This is a genomic window from Bacillus sp. LUNF1 (assembly GCF_011008975.1).
In the GTDB taxonomy this organism is placed as follows: domain Bacteria; phylum Bacillota; class Bacilli; order Bacillales; family Bacillaceae; genus Bacillus; species Bacillus velezensis.
The window spans coordinates 1,945,285-1,968,092 of sequence record NZ_CP048876.1 but is presented as its reverse complement, the minus strand read 5'-3'; the positions used below and the strand labels follow the sequence as shown (position 1 = coordinate 1,968,092).

General features: G+C 50.9%; 4 protein-coding genes. All 4 read left to right on the top strand.

What is annotated here, in order from left to right:
* Window positions 1-5 precede the first annotated feature (5 nt).
* The 4 genes from G4O42_RS09345 to G4O42_RS09330 all read left to right on the top strand — a co-directional run bounded on the left by G4O42_RS09345 (window position 6) and on the right by G4O42_RS09330 (window position 22,722).
* On the top strand, window positions 6-7,643 hold the full coding sequence (locus tag G4O42_RS09345) for a non-ribosomal peptide synthetase (RefSeq protein WP_045555043.1): 7,638 nt from the start codon (window positions 6-8) through the stop codon (window positions 7,641-7,643).
* Between the two features lie 25 nt (window positions 7,644-7,668).
* Window positions 7,669-18,444 (top strand): non-ribosomal peptide synthetase, encoded by a 10,776-nt coding sequence (locus G4O42_RS09340; RefSeq protein WP_057766235.1) that lies wholly within the window; start codon window positions 7,669-7,671, stop codon window positions 18,442-18,444.
* Between the two features lie 19 nt (window positions 18,445-18,463).
* On the top strand, window positions 18,464-22,267 hold the full coding sequence (locus G4O42_RS09335) for a non-ribosomal peptide synthetase (RefSeq protein ID WP_032875144.1): 3,804 nt from the start codon (window positions 18,464-18,466) through the stop codon (window positions 22,265-22,267).
* Window positions 22,268-22,341: 74 nt separating this feature from the next.
* Window positions 22,342-22,722 carry a DUF1360 domain-containing protein gene (locus tag G4O42_RS09330; protein ID WP_032875141.1) on the top strand — a complete coding sequence of 127 codons (381 nt, stop codon included), beginning with the start codon at window positions 22,342-22,344 and terminating at the stop codon, window positions 22,720-22,722.
* Window positions 22,723-22,808: the final 86 nt, after the last annotated feature.

The following is a 22,808-nucleotide window of genomic DNA, read 5'->3' as shown; positions in this document are numbered from 1 at the left end:
GCGCAATGGGGCAGCAACCGGAAATACAAGATATATATCCTTTATCTTTTATGCAGGAGGGCATGCTTTTTCATTCTCTGTTGGATCATGACTCAAGAGCCTACTTCGAACAAGCGGTGTTTACGATCAACGGACAGCTTGACCGGGAACGATTCCAAAAAAGTATAGATGCTGTTTTTGAACGATACGATATTTTCCGTACGACATTTATTCATAAGAATGTGGCGAAGCCCCGCCAAGTCGTGTTGAAAAACAGACCAAGCCGCGTTCAGTTTCATGATATTTCTCATTTGGACGAGAAGGCACAAGACAAATATGCCGACCGGTTCAGAAAAGAAGATAAAGATAAAGGCTTTGATTTGCAATCAGACCCTCTCATGAGAGTCTCCATTTTGAAAAAAGCGCCTGAACGCTATGTTTGTATATGGAGCCATCATCATATCGTCATGGACGGCTGGTGCTTCGGAATTGTCATGAAGGAATTTCTGATGATCTATCAATCTCTCGGAGACGGACGGCTCCCGTCTCTCGAGCCTGTTCAGCCATATGGAAAGTATATTAAATGGCTCATGAAGCAGGATCGTAAAGAAGCCGAGATTTTTTGGAATATGAGACTTGCCGATCTTGAGCAATCGGCGTCTCTTCCGAAAAAATCCGCGGAACCAAATGGCGAACTTGAGCAGGCGGTTTTCACCATTTCGGAAGAGCAGACAAATGGGCTGAAGAACATTGCGGCAAGGGCGGGAGCAACGCTGAATACAGTGTTCCAGGCACTGTGGGGCATGTTGCTGCAGCGTGTCAGCCGCTGTGATGACGCCGTTTTCGGTTCTGTCGTTTCCGGCCGGCCGTCGGATCTCGCAGGCGTGGAAAAAATGGTAGGACTGTTTATCAATACGATTCCCGTGCGGGTGAAAAGCGGTTCATTTTCTTTTCTGGAGCTCGTCAGGCATTTGCAGCAGGAGACGCTGCAAGCAGAAGCGTACAGCTATTATCCGCTGTATGACATTCAGGCGCAAAGCCCTCTGAAGCAAGCGCTGTTTGACCACATTATCGTGTTTGAAAATGTGCCGGCCCAGCGTGAAATTGAAAATGTGAGTCAGGCCGGTTCATTTGATTTTGCGGTAGAAGATTTCACGATGGAGGAAGTCACAAACTACGGATGCAGCATAAAGGTGATTCCGGAAAATTCTCTTTATATCCGCTTAAACTTTGATACCGGTATATACGATCGTGTTTTTATGAAGAATATTGAAACATTTTTACGGCATATGATGAAGTCAGTCATTTCCGACCCTGAAATGAGCGCCTCCGAGATCGCATTGCTGGATGCGTGTGAAGCCAGAAATATGCTGGATGCGTTTAACCGTACAGAAACGGTTGAACCGCCGGCTCCGACGCTTCACGGGCTGTTTGCCCGCCGCGCCGCGCTTTCGCCGCATCGTCCGGCGCTCCGTTTTCCGGGCGGCATGCTGACGTACGCTGAGCTCGACCAGTACACAGACAGGCTCGCCGTTCGGCTCCGCCAAAAAGGCATCCGCAAAGAAAGCATGGTCGGCGTACTCGCTGAACGCTCGCCGGAGATGGTGGTTTCAGTGCTTGCCGTGTTAAAAGCGGGCGGCGCCTACGTGCCGCTTGACCCTGACTATCCTGAGGACAGGCTGCGCTATATGCTCGACGACTGCGGCGCTTGTCTTCTGCTTGCACAGCCGGGATTATCCGTTTCCGGTTTTTCCGGAGAAACGCTAGAAGTGTCTCTTTCTGCTCTGACAGGCGAGACGGAGACAGGGGCTGTCTCTGAAGAAGCGGATAGCGCTTCGCTCGCTTATATCATTTATACGTCCGGTTCGACGGGAACACCGAAGGGAGTGGCTGTTGAACACCGTCAGGCCGCCGCCTTTTTATCAGGGATGCAAGGGCAGTTTCCGTTAACGGAAGAGGATGTTATCGTGCTGAAATCATCCTTTTCATTCGACGCCTCTATCTGGCAATTGTTTTGGTGGACGATGTCAGGCGCCTCCGTGTATCTGCTTCCTGCCGGCTGGGAGAAAGATCCTGTGCGGATGATTGAAGCGTTTGCCTCAGAAAAGGTGACGACCGCGCATTTTATTCCGGCAATGGTCAACAGCTTTTTAGACGCGCTGGAAACGGAGCCTGAGGAAACAAGAACACGCCTCGGCAGAACACTGACACGCGTGTTTGCCGGAGGCGAAGCTCTTTCCCCGCTTACGGCTGCCCGGTTTGCAGATCTGTTGCCGGAGACGATGCTTATTCACGGCTATGGACCGACGGAAGCGACGGTTGATGCGGCGTTTTACGTCTGTGACCGAAAACGGGACAGCGGACGGACAAGGCTTCCGATCGGAAAACCCGTTCCGGGTGCCCGTCTGTATGTATTAGATAGCGGGGGAACCATCCAGCCTGCGGGCGTGGCAGGAGAGCTGTACATCGCGGGGACCGGCGTGGCCCGGGGCTATCTGAACCGGCCTGAGCTGACAGAGGAGCGTTTTCTCGATGATCCGTTTTACCCGGGAGAACGCATGTATCAGACGGGTGATATCGCACGCTGGACAGAAGACGGCCTTGTTGAATGGCTCGGCCGTTCAGACGGACAGGTGAAAGTCCGCGGCTACCGGATTGAACCGGGAGAAATCGAAGCGGCGATCCGGCGCATCGACGGCATTCGTGAGGCGGCGGTCACCCCCCGGACCGAACACGGCGAAACCGCGCTTTACGCCTATATCGAAGGACGGGAAAGCGATGACGTGCGGGCAGAGCTTGCGACACGCCTTCCGGCCTACATGATGCCGGCTCAGTTCATAAAGATGAGCGAATGGCCGGTCACGCCGAGCGGAAAGCTTGACCGCCGCGCGCTGCCGGCTCCCGGCGGAGCGGCAGACACCGCCCCGCGGAACGTCACGGAAATGAAGCTTTGCGCTCTTTGGGAAGAGGTGCTAAAAAACGGCCCCGTCGGCATCCGGGATCACTTTTTTGAGCGGGGCGGCCATTCGTTAAAAGCGACGGCTCTCGTCTCCCGCATCGCCAAAGAGTTCGGTGTTCAGGTGCCGTTACAGGACATCTTCGCCCGGCCGACGGTGGAAGAGCTTGCTTCGGTTATTCAGGACTTGGAAGAGAGCCCGTATGAAGCGATTCAGCCTGCGAAAAAACAGGACACCTATCCGGTGTCTTCGGCGCAGAAACGGATGTATGTGCTCCAGCAGCTTGAAGATGGCGGTGTCGGCTACAATATGCCGGCTGTGCTGGAACTGACGGGCCCGCTTGACCGCAGCCGGCTGGAGGAGACGTTCCGGCAGCTTGTGGAGCGGCATGAGTCGCTCAGAACGTCCTTTGAAACGGGGCCTGACGGCGAACCGGTGCAGCGCATCCATGACAGCGTACCGTTTCAGCTGGATGAGGCCGAGTCAGCTGACGCATTCGTCCGGCCGTTTTGTCTGGAGGAAGCGCCGCTCTTCCGTGCGGCTCTCGTGAAAGAATCCGACGAACGTCATCTTTTATTAACGGATATGCATCATATTATTTCTGACGGTGTGTCCGTCAACACCTTGATAAAAGAATTCGGCGAGCTGTACGCAGGCCGTTCGCTTGCGCCGATGCGCCTTCAATATAAAGACTATGCCGTCTGGCAGCGGTCGTTTCAGGAGAAAGAAGGGTACCAGAAACAGGAAGCGTATTGGCTGAAGCGGCTAGAAGGAGAGCTCCCGGTGCTTGAGCTTCCGGCTGACAAGCCCCGTCCGGCGGTCAGAAGCTTTGCGGGCGGCAGCGTATCGTGCACGCTTGACGCTGAAACGGCATCCGGCCTTCACCGCATCGCCCGGGATCACGGCTCTACTTTGTATATGGTGCTTCTCGCCGCGTACAATACGTTACTCGCGCGCCTGAGCGGGCAGGAAGACATCATCGTCGGCTCACCGATTGCCGGGCGTCCGCACAAAGACCTTGAACCGATTCTCGGCATGTTCGTCAACACGCTGGCCATCAGAACGGAGCCGAAAGGAGACAAACGGTTTACCGATTACTTGGCGGAAGTCCGCCAGGCGGCGCTTGAGGCGTATGAGCATCAAGACTACCCGTTTGAAGAGCTGGTGGAACGGCTCGGCGTACAGCGGGACATGAGCCGAAATCCGCTGTTTGACGTTATGTTTGTGCTCCAAAATATGGAGCGTGAATCCCTGGTGTTAAATAAGCTGCATTTGGCTCAAGCTGCGGATACAAGTCATAAAACCGCAAAGTTTGATGCCACGCTTTACGCGTCAGAAGGGTCTGACGGTTCCATCAGCTTTGATTTTGAATTCAATACAGATATCTATCAAAAACAGACAATTGAAAAATGGCTATCTTATTTTACCCGTATTCTTACAAAAGTAATTGAAAACCAAGCGATACCGCTTGGTGACATTCACGTACTGGATAATGCTGAAACAAATCGCGTCATTTATCAGTTTAATCAGACGAAAAGCGATTACCCAAGACACGAAACCATCAGCCGTTTATTTGAGCGGCAGGCAAAAGAAACTCCCGATGCCCGGGCAGTTGTTTATGATGGACAAATCTTGACATACCGTGAGCTGAACGAACGGGCTAACAGAATAGCGGCGGCTCTCCGATCAAATGGCGTCGGTCCGGAAAGCGTTGTCGCCTTATTAACCGGCCGCACAACAGAGCTTGCCTCCGGAATCCTCGGAATATTAAAAGCGGGGGGCGCCTACTTGCCTATCGGTGACGATGTGCCGCGGGAACGGGCTGAATGGATGCTTAAAGACTGTAAAGCTGATATTCTTCTCCAATCTGATAAACTTGACGGTCTGCCGCTTTCAGGAAAACGTTTATTCATAGAGGATATTCAAACAAAGGCCGGATTGAGTTCGGAAAATCCCGAACCGCTCGGCGGACCTGAATCGTTGGCCTACATGATTTATACGTCCGGGTCAACAGGTGCGCCAAAAGGCGTCATGATTGAACAGCGAAGCGTGATCCGCCTTGTGAAAAACAGCAATTATATTGATTTTACGCCGGAAGATAGACTGTTGTTTACTTCATCATTAGGATTTGACGTTACGACATTTGAAATATTCGGTCCGCTTTTAAACGGCGCTTCTTTATATGTAAGTGACCAGGAAACCTATCTCGACTCTGATGTTCTGGAAACATTTATACAGCAAAACGGCATTACGACACTGTGGCTGACATCGTCTCTGTTCAACCATTTATCAGAACAAAATGAACACGTGTTTTCCGGATTATCCCGATTGATTATCGGCGGGGAAGCACTGTCCCCGAGCCATGTAAACCGGGTTCGGAGTGCGCTGCCGCATCTCTCAGTATGGAATGGATACGGACCGACTGAAAACACGACGTTCTCGACTTGCTTTTTGATTGAACAATCATACGATCATTCAATCCCGATCGGCCGCCCAGTCGGAAATTCAACCGCATATATCATAAACAGCAGGGGAACACCGCAGCCGATTGGCGTCATCGGCGAATTATGCACTGGAGGAGACGGTGTGGCAAGAGGATACTTCGGCCGCCCTGAGCTGACGGAAGAAAAATTTGTCCCTAATCCTTTTGTTCCCGGAGAACGGATGTACCGCACCGGAGATTTAGCCCGCTGGCTGCCGGACGGAACGATCGAATATGCCGGGCGGATGGATGATCAAGTGAAAATCCGCGGTTATCGGGTCGAGCTGGGAGAGATTGAAGCCGCACTGAGGAGCCTGGACGGCGTGAAAGAAGCTGCCGTGTCAGTCAGAACCGGGCAGTCCGGCAATAAAGAACTGATCGCATATATGAGTCTGCAGGCGGACATGGATACAGAAAAAGTGCGTTCTTTACTTTCTCGGCAACTGCCGAATTACATGGTTCCGGCCTATATGATGGAACTTGAGAAGCTGCCGCTTACGCCGAACGGTAAATTGGATCGGAAAAATCTGCCCGAACCGGAGCTCGCGCTTCAAACCGCGTACACAGCTCCCCGCAATGAGCTTGAAGAACAGCTTTCCGTGATCTGGCAGGAAGTGCTCGGCACAAAACAAGTCGGGATTGAGGACTCATTTTTTGAGTTGGGCGGCGATTCAATCAAAGCGCTGCAAGTTTCCGCACGGCTCGGACGCTATGGGTGGAAAATGACGGCAAGTGACTTATTCCGGCACCCGTCCATTAAGGAGCTCGCGCCTCTTATCCGGAAAGCGGAAAGAGTCAGCGATCAGCGGCCGGTAGAAGGAGACATACCTTGGACACCCGTTCAGCACTGGTTTTTATCACAGCGGATGGAAAACAGAAATCATTTCAATCAGTCCGTCATGATGTTCAGCTCTGACGCATTGCATAAACAGCCGCTCAAAGAAGCCTTGAAGCATCTTGTCATTCATCATGATGCACTCCGGATCACCGTCAGTGCAGAAAACGAAAGTTTCAGACAAATCAATCACGGTATTCAAAATGCTGAACTGTACAGCTTGGACATTTGGGATCTGTCTGAGACAGATACTTGGGAAAGAGAAATAGAAACTGAAGTGGCTGCGCTCCAACAGCGGATGGATATTGAAAAAGGGCCGTTATTAAAAGCCGGCTGGTTCAAAACCCGGTCCGGGGATTATTTATTCATCACCGTACATCACCTGGCGGTTGACGGAGTGTCATGGCGTATTCTGCTGGAGGATTTATCTGCCGCTTACACTCAAGCCGTAAAAGGTCAGCCGGTCCAGCTTCCGCCAAAGACCGATTCGTTTAAACAATACGCCGTAAGGCTTTCAGAATACGCAAAAAGCAGCAAGCTGATGCATGAAGAAGAATATTGGCGTTTTATTGAAGAAGAAACAGCCGCCGAACTTCCTTATGAAAAACCGCAGCATCAGACGGGAGCCGACAGCATTCGGCAAACGGTAAGCTTTACGCTTACAGAAGAAGAAACGTCCGTTTTGCTTCAGCAGGTCAACCGGGCCTACCATACCGATACGCAAGATATTCTTCTGACTGCCGCAGCTTTGGCTTTACGGGACTGGACAGGGGGCGGCAGATTGCGCATCGCGATGGAAGGGCACGGGAGAGAGCACATCATGCCGGAGCTCGACATCAGCCGCACCGTAGGCTGGTTTACCTCCATGTATCCGGTGCTCATTGACTTGAACACAGCAGGCGCTGAGCTTGGAACGGCGGTAAAAACGGTCAAAGACACACTCGGAAGAATACCGGATAAAGGAATAGGCTACGGCATTTTAAAATACATGACACCGCCTGAACAAAAAACAATCCGCTTCAGACAAGCGCCTGAAATCAGCTTTAACTATTTAGGGCAATTCAATGATACAGAAGATCAGCACACGTTCAGTCTGTCCGGTCTTGCAAGCGGGCACGACATCACGCCGACATGGCAGCGGGAACAAGCGGTGGAAATGAGCGCGATGGCCGCACAAAACAAACTTCACTTCAGTTTGAGCTATCCGCCGAGCCGCTTCCGCAAAGAAACGATGGAACAGCTGCTGCAAACCTTACAGCAATATTTGCGTGATATTATGGCGCACTGCACAGGGAAAGAGGAAGCAGAAAAAACCGTTAGTGATTTTAGCAGCAAAACGTTAACATCTGATGATTTGGACAGCATAGCGAGTTTTGTCGAGGAACTGTAGAAAAAGGCGACAGGGAGATTATAACATGACAAAAAAGAATGCAATTCAGGATATTTATCCGCTGTCTTATATGCAGGAAGGAATGCTTTTTCATTCCCTCCTGCAAAAGGAATCACAGGCTTACGCCGAGCAGGCCTCCTTTTCAATAACGGGGAAGGTTGACACCCGCGTGTTTGAAGAGAGCGTTCATGCCCTTTTCGAAAGACATGATATTTTCAGAACGATCTTTATCAGCCAGAACGTGTCAGTGCCGCAGCAGGTCGTATTAAAAGAGCGGAACGTCAGCATTATTGAGGAAAATCTCACTAATTTAAATAAGGCTGATCAAATCAAGTATATTGAAGAAGCCAAACGAAGAGACCGTGAGAAAGGGTTTCATCTGCAAAAAGACATGCTGATGCGGGTGACGCTGCTTCAAACCGGTGAATGTGAATATACGTGCATATGGAGTTTCCATCACATCATTATGGATGGCTGGTGTCTCGGAATCGTGCTGAAAGAGTTCTTCCAGATATACGCCTCGCGGCTCCGCCGGACACCGTTAACGCTTGAGCCCGCTGTGCCGTACGGGACCTACATCAAGTGGCTGATGGAGCAAGATAAAGAAAAAGCCGCTTCGTACTGGGAGCGATACCTTGAAGGCTTTGAGCAGCAGACTGTTCTGCCGAAGCAGAAAAAAGCCGGCGAAAGCAGACAAGAGGAAGTGACGTTTTCCTTTTCAAAAGAGGACACGGCTAAGCTGAAAGAGCTGGCCGTGAAAGAAGAGGTCACGCTGAGCACCATTTTCCACACGCTCTGGGGCATTTTGCTTCAGGCGTATAACCAGACAGAAGATGCGGTTTTTGGTTCTGTCATTTCGGGAAGGCCGTCTGAAATCGAAGGCATCGAGCGAATGATCGGCCTGTTTATTAATACCGTGCCTGTCCGGATCAGCGGGGCGGACATCCCGTTTCAAAAGCTGATCAAAAACGTGCAAAAGGACGCTTTGAAAGGACAGGCATACAGCTATCACCCGCTTTATGACATACAGGCGAATTCACAGGTAAAACAAGGCTTAATTGACCACATTCTCGTCTTTGAGAATTATCCGGTTGAACAGGAGCTTGATGTGCTGAACAGCAAGGGAGACACGAAAGACCTTTTTCACATCCATGATTTCAGCATGGAAGACGAAACCAACTACAGTTTTTACCTGATGGTGGCGCCGGGTGACGAGATTCATTTGAAAATGAGATACGATTCAAGCGTGTATGACCGCCAATTTATCGAAAATATCAAAGGCCATTTGGCACACATCGTCTCCCAGGTTCTCGACAAACCGGACATCACGCCGGACAAGCTTGAAATCATCACTCCAGGGGAAAAAGCGCAGCTGCTTGCGCCGATTTCTGAAGAGACCGAAAAACCTGAATATGACACGGTTCATGCGATGTTTGAAAGGCAGGCCGCAAAAACGCCGAATCAAATCGCAATTCGGTATGAATGTGAGTCAGTGACGTACAAAGAACTGAACGAATCGGCTAATAAGCTGGCCCGCCTGCTGAAAAAGCGCGGTTTAAAGCGGGAGGAACCGGTAGGCGTCATGCTTGGCCGTTCCCCTTCTTTAGCGGCGGCCGTTCTCGGTATTTTAAAAGCGGGCGGCGCCTTTGTCCCGATAGATCCGGGCAGTCCAAAGGAGCGTATCCGATATGTTATTGAAAACAGCGGCTGCGTCCATGTTGTAACAGAGCGGCATCAGTCCGTCCCCGTGGAACAAGCGCTGCAAGTTACATACATAGAAGAGGCCGGGACGGAAGCGGACGGAAGCAATGTGCAATCCATTAATACGGCAGACGACCTCCTTTATATGATTTATACATCGGGAACGACAGGGAAACCGAAGGGTGTGCTGCTCGAACATAAAAATATGGCCAACCTGCTTTCTGACCAATTGACGAACACAGACATTGATTTTTGCACAAATGTGCTGCAGTACGCATCTTTGGCGTTTGACGTCTGCTATCAAGAGTTATTTTCAGTACTCTTGAGCGGCGGCACCCTCTGTATCGTACCCGAATCAATCAAACGGGATGTTTCTCAGCTGTTTTCGTTTATTGATCAGCACAACACGGAAGTTGTGTTTTTCCCGACTGCGTTTGTCAAAATGCTTTTCAATGAAGAAGGTTATGCACAGTCTTTTCCCCGCTGTGTGAAGCATGTCATTACGGCCGGGGAGCAGCTGACCGTTTCGCGTTTGTTCAGGCAGACGCTCCGTTTACACGGTATGCATCTGCATAATCATTACGGCCCGTCAGAAACTCATGTGGTTTCAACGTATACGATTTCTGCGGGAGATGACATACCTGAACATCCGCCGATCGGGAAACCGATCCATCATAACAAGATGTATATTCTCAGCAAAAACCGGCATCTTCAGCCTCTCGGAATTGCGGGAGAATTGTATATTTCCGGAGCGAATACAGGAAGAGGCTATGTGAACAATCCGGCGCTGACCAAAGAGAAATTTTTGCCGGATCCGTTCAGAACGGACGCCGTCATGTACCGGACCGGAGATTTGGCAAGACTGCGTGCGGACGGCCAAATCGAATACATCGGCCGGACAGATGATCAAGTGAAGATCAGAGGGTACCGGATTGAACCGAAGGAAATTGAAACCGTCCTGGCAAATCATCACGCCGTAAAAGAAGCTGCCGTTCTGATTCAAACGAATGAGTCGGGCGAAAATGAATTATGCGCTTACTGCAGCGTCTCACAAGCGACTGATCCTTCTCAGCTGCGGAGAGATTTGGCTAAAGAGGTGCCTGAGTATATGATTCCGGTCAAATGGGCTTTTATTGACTCAATTCCGCTCACTGCGAACGGAAAAGTCGATCAGCGGGCCCTTCCGGAAGCTTCGGCATACGCCACAGGCCGTCGATATACAGCTCCCCGGAATGTGACCGAGCTGAAGCTTACCCGCATATGGGAAGAAGTGCTTCAAACCGGCCCGATCGGCGTTCACGATCACTTTTTCGAGCTTGGCGGCCATTCATTAAAGGCGACGGCACTCGTTGCAAAAATAGCTAAAGAGTGCAGTGTGCAAATCCCGCTGAGCGATGTCTTCAGCCATCCGACTGTAGAAGAACTCGCCAAAATCATCAGTGAAGCAGAAGAGAACCCGTTCGCATCCATAGAAAAGACAGAAATGAAAGAAACATATCCTGTCTCATCCGCCCAAAAACGGATGTACGTCCTTCACCAGCTTGAAAATGGCGGTGTCAGCTATAACATTCCAGCCGTTTTAGAGGTGAGGGGGCCGTTTGACCGAGATAGGATGGAAGCCGTGTTCAAGGAATTGATCGGGCGGCATGAACCGCTCAGAACGTCCTTTGAAGAAAAAAACGGCCTGCCCGTGCAGAGGATTCATGACGACGTGCCGTTTGCATTTACAAAAGAACAATCAGCCGAAGCGTTTATCCGGCCGTTCGATCTCGGCAAAGCGCCCCTTTTCCGGGCGGGATTTGTCCAAATAGAAAAAGACCGGCATCTGCTTTTAGCTGACATGCATCATATTATTTCAGACGGCGTATCCGTCAATCTTTTGATACGTGAATTCAGTGAGCTGTATGCTGAGAGAAGCCTGCCGCCGTTACGGATTCAATACAAAGATTATGCCGTCTGGCAGCAATCATTTATGGCGGGCGCCGCATATCGGAAACAAGAGGAGTACTGGCTGAACCGGCTTGCCGGTGAGATTCCCGTGCTTGAATTGCCGGCTGATAAGCCGCGTCCCCCGGTGCGGAGTTTTTCCGGAGACCGGGTGTCATTTGTCATCAATGAAAAACATACAGCTCAGTTGAAAAAGCTGGCGAAAGAAAACAAATGCACACTGTATATGACGCTGCTTGGTGTGTACACGGTTCTGTTAGCCCGTTTAAGCGGACAGGAAGATATGATTGTCGGGTCTCCGATTGCAGGAAGGCCTCATGCCGACCTTGACGCCGTTCTGGGCATGTTTGTCAATACGCTTGCTTTCAGGACGCGTCCCGACGGAAGCATGACATTCAAAGAATATTTAAAGGAAATTCGCCAAACAGCGCTTGAGGCTTACGAACATCAGGATTACCCGTTAGAAGAGCTCGTCGATAAGCTCGGTGTGCCGCGGGACATGTCCCGAAATCCGCTGTTTGACACAACATTTGCGCTGCAAAATATGGAACAGCAGAAGCTTAGGGCAGCCGGACTTGAACTGCAGCCGGCAGACGTCAGCCTGCCGATTTCTAAATTTGACTTATCACTGTACATCTCTGAAAACGCCGGTGAATTGTACTGCCAGTTTGAATACAGCACCGATTTGTTTGAGAGAAAAACGATTCAAAAATGGGCGGGATTTTTTACGACACTTGCCGAAAACGCCGCGGGTGATCCGGGCTTGGAATTAGACGATATTTCTGTTTTGACAGAAAAAGAAGAAGCGTCTCTGCTTCAAGATTTCAGCCCCGTGCAGAAAACAGCGTTTCCGCTTCATCAGTCTCTTCATGATCTGCTGGAACAGCAGGCGGAAAAAACGCCGGACCGTCCTGCGATTTTAACTGATGACATTTCGATTACGTATCAGGAACTGAACGAAAGGGCAAACGAGCTTGCGCATCAGCTGATCAAGCGCGGCATAAGGCTGGAGGATAAAACTTCCATTATGGGCCGGCGTTCTCCTGACATGCTGATCGGCATTTACGCTGTCTTAAAAGCAGGCGGTGCATATCTGCCGATTGATCCGGATTACCCGGAAGAGCGGATTCGCTTTTTACTGAAAGACAGCGGCGTGAAATTCTTACTGGCAGAACCAGAACTTTTCGCACCAGATCTTTTTGAGGGAGAAATGATCTCTCTGAAAAGCGGACAAACAGGAAACCCTGAAGCTGCGGCCAACCCTAACGTTCCGGTAAAACCTGATTCATTGGCTTATATCATCTATACATCCGGTTCTACGGGACGCCCAAAAGGCGTGCAGGTTGAACATCGGTCAGCCGTAAACTTTTTATACTCACTGCAAACGCGTTATGGATTAAGTGATTCTGACATCATTTTGCATAAAACATCATACTCTTTCGACGCTTCGATTTGGGAGCTGTTTTGGTGGCCGATCGCGGGAGCTTCTGTTTTCCTCCTTCCGCAAGGCGGCGAGAAAGACCCTGAAATGATACTGAACGCATTGGAGAATAACCGCATAACGGCGGCCCATTTTGTGCCATCCATGCTTCATGCTTTCTTGGAATATATAAATTCCAGAAAACAGCCGATCAAAAAGATCTGCTTAAAAAGGGTTTTTGCCGGCGGTGAACAATTGGGCCCGCACTTGGTTTCCCGTTTTTATGACCTTCTGCCTGGAACGGAATTGACAAATTCCTACGGTCCGACGGAAGCGACGGTAGAAGCGGCGTACTTTGATTTGCCGCAAGGAAAAGAATTTCACAATGTTCCGATCGGCATTTCCGGGCATAACATGCGGCTGTATATTTTAAATCAAAAGAAACAGCTTCTGCCGCCGGGCTGTATCGGAGAGCTGTACATCGCGGGGACAGGGGTGGCCCGGGGCTATCTGAACCGGCCTGAGCTGACGGAGGAGCGCTTTCTCAATGATCCGTTTTATCCGGGAGAACGCATGTATCAGACGGGTGATATCGCACGCTGGACAGAAGATGGCCTTATCGAATGGCTCGGCCGTTCAGACGGACAGGTGAAAGTCCGCGGCTACCGGATCGAACCGGGAGAGATCGAAGCGGCGATCCGGCGCATCGACGGCATTCGTGAGGCGGCGGTCACTGCCCGGACCGAACACGGAGATACCGCGCTTTACGCCTATATCGAAGGACGGGAAAGCGATGACGTGCGGGCGGAGCTTGCGGCACGCCTTCCGGCCTACATGATGCCGGCTCAGTTTATAGAGATGACCGAATGGCCGGTCACGCCGAGCGGAAAGCTTGACCGCCGCGCGCTGCCGGCTCCCGGCGGAGCGGCAGACAGACAGGCGTACACCGCCCCGCGGAACGTCACGGAAATGAAGCTTTGCGCCCTTTGGGAAGAGGTGCTGAAAAACGGCCCTGTCGGCATCCGGGATCACTTTTTTGAGCGGGGCGGCCATTCGTTAAAAGCGACGGCTCTCGTTTCCCGCATCGCCAAAGAGTTCGGTGTTCAGGTGCCGTTACAGGACATCTTCGCCCGGCCGACGGTGGAAGAACTCGCTTCGGTTATTCAGGACTTGGAAGAGAGCCCGTATGAAGCGATTCAGCCTGCGCAAAAACAGGACACCTATCCGGTGTCTTCGGCGCAGAAACGGATGTATGTGCTCCAACAGCTTGAAGACGGCGGTGTCGGCTACAATATGCCGGCTGTGCTGGAACTGACGGGCCCGCTTGACCGCAGCCGGCTGGAGGAGACGTTCCGGCAGCTTGTGGAGCGGCATGAGTCGCTCAGAACGTCCTTTGAAACGGGGCCTGACGGTGAACCGGTGCAGCGCATCCATGACAGCGTACCGTTTCAGCTGGATGAGGCCGAGTCAGCTGACGCATTCGTCCGGCCGTTTTGTCTGGAGGAAGCGCCGCTCTTCCGTGCGGCTCTCGTGAAAGAATCCGACGAACATCATCTTTTATTAACGGATATGCATCATATTATTTCTGACGGTGTGTCCGTCAACACCTTGATAAAAGAATTCGGCGAGCTGTACGCAGGCCGTTCGCTTGCGCCGATGCGCCTTCAATATAAAGACTATGCCGTCTGGCAGCGGTCGTTTCAGGAGAAAGAAGGGTACCAGAAACAGGAAGCGTATTGGCTGAAGCGGCTAGAAGGAGAGCTTCCGGTGCTTGAGCTTCCGGCTGACAAGCCCCGTCCGGCTGTCAGAAGCTTTGCGGGCGGCAGCGTATCGTGCACGCTTGACGCTGAAACGGCATCCGGCCTTCACCGCATCGCCCGGGATCACGGCTCCACTTTGTATATGGTGCTTCTTGCCACGTACAATACGTTACTCGCGAGATTGAGCGGGCAGGAAGACATCATCGTCGGCTCACCGATTGCCGGGCGTCCGCACAAAGACCTTGAACCGATTCTCGGCATGTTCGTCAACACGCTGGCCATCAGAACGGAGCCGAAAGGAGACAAACGGTTTACCGATTACTTGGCGGAAGTCCGCCAGGCGGCGCTTGAGGCGTATGAGCATCAAGACTATCCGTTTGAAGAGCTTGTGGAACGGCTCGGCGTGCAGCGGGACACAAGCCGCAATCCGCTGTTTGACGCCATGCTTGTCGTCCAGAATATAGAGCATGAGGAACTGCTGTTGGACGGTTTGCATATTCAGCCTGCGGATGTGTCCCGTCCGGTTTCCAAATTTGATGTCACTTTACAGGCTTCTGAAGGCGGGGGACAGATTCATTTTCTGTTTGAATATGCGGCGTCTTTATTCCGGAGAGAAACAATGCAGCGCTGGGCTTCCCACTTTATGACGATGCTTGAACACATTGTCCGTGAACCGGAAACTTCTTTACAAGCGATCAGCATGCTGACTGCTCCGGAACGGAACCGGATTCTTTCGGACTTTAACGGCTTGACGGATCAACAGCTGCCTGAAAAAACAGTTCATGAACTGTTCATCACCCAGGCGCGAAAAACACCTGATGCCGCGGCCCTTATCAGCGGGGAAACATTGATCACATACAAAGAATTAGATGACTGGTCGAATAAAATCGCCAGAGCTCTGCAAAAACGGCAGATCGGACCTAATGCAGCCGTCGGCATTGTGATACCAAGATCGCCGGAACAAGTAGCGGCAGTCTTCGGGGTTTGGAAAGCCGGAGGAGCCTACGTCCCGATAGATCCTGAATATCCGGAGGAACGCAAGCAATATATCATCTCAGACAGCGGCACAGCGCTTCTCCTTACCGCACATGGTGCGATAGAACAAGTGCCTGATCGTTTTAACGGTGAAGTGCTCGCACTGGAGGATATCCAAGAACAGGATGCTTCGCCGGTCCAGTCATTATCAGCACCGGAAAATTTGGCTTACATCATTTATACATCGGGAACGACAGGCAGGCCGAAAGGGGTTATGGTCGAACATCGATCCGTCAGCCAAACCCTTCAATGGCGGAGCGGATTTTATGATCTGAATGAGAAAGATACGGTTCTTCAGCTCTTTTCATTTTCCTTTGACGGTTTTGTAACAAGTATGTTCACACCGCTGATTTCAGGTGCGAAGGCGGCCGTTTTAGCCGAAGATGAAGCAAGAGATATTCTTGCTATTAAACACTATCTTGCATCTTACCGCATCACTCACATGATCATTGTTCCCGTACTGTACCGTACACTGCTTGACGTACTGGAGCCGGGGGATGCCGAGTCTCTCAGAATTGTCACATTAGCCGGAGAAGCTGTCGACCAAAACATTATCAGCCGCAGTTTATCAGTTTGTCCACACACGGAGCTTGCCAATGAGTACGGACCGACGGAAAACAGCGTCGCCACTACAGCGGCAAGACATATAGAACAAAGTGAGAACATCACGATCGGCCGTCCGATTGAGCATTCACACGTTTATATTTTAAACGGGGATCACCCGCAGCCGATCGGTGTAACGGGAGAACTTTGCATCTCGGGTTCCGGCCTTGCAAGAGGGTACCGCAATCTTCATAAGCAAACGGCTCAAGCCTTTGTCCAAGACCCGTTCCGGAAGAACCGGCGCATGTACCGCACGGGCGACCTGGCAAAATGGCTGCCGGACGGCACACTGCAATATATCGGCCGAATGGACGAGCAAGTCAAAATCAGAGGCTACCGGGTGGAACTGAAAGAAATTGAATCCGCCTTAACAGGCATAAAAGGTGTCAAAGAAGCAGCCGTCACCGCTCATACCGCATCAGCAGGCCAAACGGAACTATGCGCTTATATCGTGACAGAAGAAGGAACAGAAAGTGAAACCGTGCAGCAGGCACTCAGAAATGAAATGCCCGCTTATATGGTGCCGGCGTTCTTTGAAACACTTGAAGCCCTGCCTGTCACACCGAACGGGAAGCTTGACCGCCGCGCGCTTCCTGAGCCGCGGAAAAAAGCGCACACCGGACGGGCATTTACCGAGCCTGAAAGCGACATGGAAAAAGAGCTGTCCGCGATTTGGAGCGAAGTGCTCGGAACTGAAAACATTGCCGCGGATCAATCATTTTTTGAACTGGGCGGCGATTCCATCAAAGCCCTGCAAGTATCAGCCCGATTACATCAGGCTGGAAAACAGATCGCCGTAAAAGATATTTTCAGCCGGCCGACAATTAGGGAGCTGGCGCCTTATGTCCGTACAGAGCGGCAGCCGGTCAGCCAAGCTCCTGCAGAAGGAGAAGTGAAGTGGTCGCCGGTTCACAAATGGTTCTTCACACAAGACATGAAGGAAGCAAATCATTTTAACCAGTCCGTCATGCTGACGAGAACAAATTCAATAGATGAAGAGATCCTGAGGAAAACGTTAAAAGCCATTACCGTTCATCATGATGCCTTGCGCCTTGTCTGCAAAAAAGACGAAGAGAAAGGTCTTCTCCTTTTCAACAGACCGGCTGACCTCCCAGATGAGCAGCTTTACAGCCTGACCATTTTAGAAACGGAAGGCGATGAGCATGAGAAGGAACGTTTTGTAAAACGCCGCGTCGCCGAGCTTCAGAGAAACATGGATTTGGAGAACGGGCCGCTTGTACAGGCGGGGCTGTTCCGCTCTGAAGCAGAAGATTACTTGTTTCTGACGGTCCATCATCTCGCTGTCGACGGGATATCATGGCGGATTTTATTGGAAGACTTGGCTTCTGCTTATGAGCAGGCCGTCTCTGGACAGGAAATCAAACTCCCTCCGAAAACCATGTCATTCAAAACATATACGGAGCAGCTGGCCGATTATGCCGAAAGTAAACAGCTGCTTCAGCAGGCGGAGTATTGGCGGGAGATTGAACACTATGAAACAGAAAGTCTTCCTTACGAGCAGGCAGATTTATCTCAAACTCCTGCAAAAAAACGGAACACAGTATCCTTCACTCTGACAGAAAGTGAAACGGACGCCCTGTTGAAAGATGTGCACAGCGCCTACAATACGGATACACAAGATGTGCTTTTGACTTCCGCCGTGCTTGCCATTCAGAAGTGGTCGCCGCGGCACGCTTTGAAAATCGCCCTTGAAGGGCACGGACGCCAATCGGAGCAGGCAGGTGCGGACATCAGCAGGACAGTGGGGTGGTTCACTTCCATTTACCCGGTGCTTTTCCGGAGCGGAGCTTATGAACCTCATGAAGAATATGAAATTCGCACATTGAAAACCGTCAAAGACACATTGCGGCGCATTCCGGATAAAGGGAACGGATACGGCGTCCTCAAATATTTAACACCGCCGAAGCTTGCCGGGATGACTTTCGGGAAAGCACCGGAGATCAGCTTTAACTATCTCGGACAATTCGATGCGCCCGGCGGGAATCCGGCAGAAACGGAACAGCCAGACGCGTTTCAGTTTTCTCCTTTGGGAGGCGGAGATGATGTGACAGATACATGGAAACGGGAGCAGTCACTTGAAATCAGCGCGATTGCGGCAAAAGGCCGGATGACCGTCAGCATTTCCTATGAAACGGAGCGCTTCCGGCGAGATACGATCGAACGGCTGTCCGAAAGCTGCCGGTATTATCTCCTGAAACTGTCGGAACACTGCCTCAGCAAAACCGATACGGAGAAGACCGTCAGTGACTTTGATGATCGGGAGCTGACTGAGGAAGCCTTGCAGGATATTGCCGACTTACTCAGCTTCCACTAAAATCGAGCGGGAGGAACACATGGACAAAACGAAAAATATCCAAAACATTTATCCCCTCAGCCGAATGCAGGAAGGAATGCTTTTTCATTCCTTTCTGCAAAAGGAGGGGGCTGCATATATCGAGCAATCCGTCTTCACCATAAAAGGCCGGCTTCGTCCGGAATTGTTTGAGCAAAGCGTACAGTCTGTCATCAGCCGCCACGATATTTTCAGAACGGTTTTTTTACCTCATGTCGCTCAGCTGAACGGCCCCCGCCAAGTTGTGCTGCGTGAGCGGGAATTCCGGCTGCACCGCGAAGATCTTACACATTTGGACGAAGCGGAACAGAGCATCTATTTACAGCGATTTAAGGAACGTGACCGCTTAAAAGGCTTTGACTTGCAAAAGGATATGCTGATGCGTGTTTCTTTGTTTAAAACGGGTGACGAAAAATATGTATGCGTCTGGAGCCACCATCACATTCTTATGGACGGCTGGTGCCTCGGCATCGTCCTTCAGGAATTCATGCATATGTACCGGGCGATTGAATCAGGCTCACCCGTCACACTGGCGCCCGCAAAGCCTTACAGCACTTATATTACATGGCTGACTGATCAGGACAAAGACGCGGCTTCTGAATATTGGAAAGGATATTTAGCAGGCTGCGAGACACCCACAGGACTCCCGAAAATATCGGCCCGTCCCCAGGAAAAAGGCTACCGTAAGAAAGAGCTCCTGTTTTCTTTAGATCAAAACCTGACAGACAGGCTGAAAACCATCGCCAAAGAAGAGGGGGCTACGCTCGCGGTTCTTATGCAGACTGTATGGGGCCTGATGCTGCAGCGCTACAACCGGACGGACGATGCCGTATTCGGTGCCGTCGTATCAGGGCGGCCTTCCGTCATTGACGGGGTGGAAAGCATGATCGGGCTGTTTATCAATACCGTGCCGGTACGCATTAAAACGGGTGACGAAAGCTTTAGAGAACTGCTGGGGCGCTTGCAGAAAGAAATGCTTGACTCAGAGGCGTTCAGTTATCATCCGCTTGCTGACATCCAATCTCAGACTGAGCTGAAACAGGATTTAATCGACCATATTATCGTGTTTGAAAATTATCCGATCCAGCAGCAGATGAAAGACGCGGAAAAGGAATCGGATGCACCGTTCCGGATCGGGTATGTCAACGTTTCGGAACAATCGGGCTACGATTTTAACCTCATCATAGCGCCTGGAGATGAGCTGCTCATCAAATTCAGCTACAATGCGAACGTTTATGACGAAGTATGGATAGAGAGCGTAAAAGGACATTTGGAAGAAGCTCTGCGCGGCGCCGCCTTCAATCCCGATGTTCCCGCTGATCGGCTTCCGATGCTCGGACAAAAGGAAAAATCAAGAATAATCGGCGAATTTAATGACACGAAAACAACTTATGAAAGAGACGAAAGCATCATCAGCCTGTTCAGCCGACAGGTGAAGAAAACCCCGGATCATCAAGCGCTTCACGTCGGCGGGCTGACGTTGACGTACCGGGAGCTCGATGAACGGTCAACTGCATTCGCCCGCATCCTGCTGGAAAACGGTTTGGCGCCAAAGGGAATTGCCGGGATTCTGGCCGAACGCTCACCGGAATTTATCATCGCTGTTCTCGCTGTATTGAAAGCGGGAGGGACGTACCTTCCCCTTGATGCAGAACTGCCATCCGACAGGATCGCCGATATGCTCACTGAGAGCGGAGCACAGCTGTTAACGGTACAAAAAGGGATTGAGACTGATATTGACTTTTCTCACATCATCTCTATCCCGGCTGCAGCTGAAAAACAAACAGCTGATGCGGGAAAGCTGAATACCGATACAGCACCTGATGACCTTGCCTATATTATGTATACATCCGGTTCAACAGGAAAACCGAAGGGCGTGATGATTTCCAACCGAAACGTCGTATCGCTCGTGTCAAACAGCAATTACACGTCGGCCGGTGTGACGGATCGTCTCATTCTGACAGGGTCCATCGGTTTTGACGCAGTGACATTTGAAATCTTCGGAGCGCTTTTGAACGGAGCATGTCTTCATGTGGTTGACCGCTCGACAATGCTTGCCCCTGAGAGGTTCGGCAATTATCTTTCTTCCAACCGGATTACGATTCTGTTTTTGACGACGGCGCTCTTTAACCAGTTTGCCCAGACAGATCCGGAGATGTTTTCTGGGTTGCACACCTTATATGTCGGCGGAGAAGCATTGTCCCCGGCGCTCATCAATAAGGTCAGACACCGCTGTCCGAATCTCAGCCTTTATAACATATACGGACCGACGGAAAATACGACATTTTCTACCTTTTACGAAATCAGGCACGATTTTTCTCAGCCGATCCCAATCGGAAAACCGATCAGCAATTCAACCGCGTATATCATTGATAAAAACGGCGGACTTGCGCCGATCGGCGTGCCCGGTGAGCTTTGTGTCGGCGGTGACGGGGTTGCCAAAGGCTATTTAAACAGGCCTGACTTAACAAGTGAAGCATTTGTCAGCCACCCGGTTCATCCTGAAGAAAAGATCTACAAAACAGGCGACTTGGCACACTGGCTGCCTGATGGAAGCATCGGATACATCAGCCGTATCGACCGCCAATTCAAGATTCGCGGGAAGCGGATTGAGCCGGCCGAAATTGAAGCACGCTTGACTGAAATAGATGGAATCAGGGAATCGGCAGTCATCGCAGCAAAAGAAGGACAAGAAGCAATCCTTTGTGCGTATTATACAGGCGCATATGCTGAAGAAAGAGCCATTCGATCCCTGTTGGCCAGGTCGCTTCCCGACTATATGATTCCGCAGTATGTGATTAAGCTTGACCGTATGCCGCTTACCGCAAACGGCAAAGTGGACCGCCGCGGGCTGCCTGCGCCGGAACGGAAAAAAACGTCATCAAAAGCCGTTCCGCCACGAAATTGGGTAGAGCGTGAGCTGATCGACATTTGGACGCCGATCCTCGGCTGCGGGGAGCTGGGCATACAGGATGACTTCTTTGAGCTGGGCGGCCATTCTTTGAAAGCATTGCAAGTGATTCATCAACTGAAGACCAGGCAGCAGATGGATGTGCCGATTGAAATGATATTTGAATATCCGACAATTGAACAATTGGCCGAAAAGCTGTATTCAAACACACTGTCAGAAGCTGCAGAGCAGCATATCAGCAGACTGAATCAGCCGAAAGGCCGCAACCTATTCTGTTTTCCGCCTATCTCAGGTTTCGGCATTTTCTTTAAAGATCTTGCGGCGGCATTAAACGGACGGGCTGCTGTGTACGGCTTTAACTTTATTGAAGAAGACAGCAGAATGGAACAATACATTGATAAAATGCTGGAAATCCAGCCGGAAGGCCCTTATATCCTCTTCGGATATTCAGCGGGCGGCAATACGGCATTCGAGGCGGCAAAAGCGATGGAAAAGCGCGGCTTAGAAATCAGCGACGTCATTATCGCAGACGCGTACAGAAAGCTTGACGCACTGCCGCCGCAGCCAACAAACGCAACAGCCGACAACGTCCCGGAAGCCGTCAGAGAAGCAGTCATCAAAAAGACAGAGCGCTATCAAACGTACTGGGCGGAACTGATAAATGACGGCCAAATCGCTGCAAACCTCCATTTTATCGAAGCCGGCATAAAGGAAGAGCACAGTGATAAGACCGAGCCGATGAAGTGGGAAGGCGCCACAACGGGACTCTATCAGGAATATCAAGGCGGGGGCGCCCATAAAGATATGTTTGAACCCGCCTTTGCACAGCAAAATGCTGAGGTCATACTGGACATCATTGCAAACAGCGGAAGACGCTTGGCGCGGAATCTGTAACATCCGGCAGAATGGCTGAAGAAGACAAGGGGCAAGATAGGGGAATCAAACTCAGTTTTTTTGGAGGCTTTGAGATGACGAACCTATCTTGGCTTACGTATGTAATGATCATTCTTGCCAGCTACCGGCTGACCCATTTGATCGTATTTGATAAGATTACGGAATTCATAAGAAAACCCTTTATCAAGCAAGAAAAAACCGTCGATCAAAACGGGCGCGCCGTCCAAAAAAAAGTCCCTTCCTCCGCATTCGGTTATATGCTGCAATGTTATTGGTGTGCGGGTGTCTGGTGCGCCATATTGATCGGCATCTGCTACTTGGTCTGGCCCCGCTATGCACATCCGGTTATATTCATTTTGTCCATCGCCGGAGCGCAGGCCATTCTTGAAACATGTGTCGGCGTCGGAACGAAGATCATTGACGTGCTCGCCGCCATAAAACATAAAAAGTCCTGAAGCGTTTTATTCGCTTTAGGACTTTTTTCTTTCCCTTTTAGGCTGAGAGGAGCAAAGCAGGCTTTCTGATTCACCGCCCGGAATGC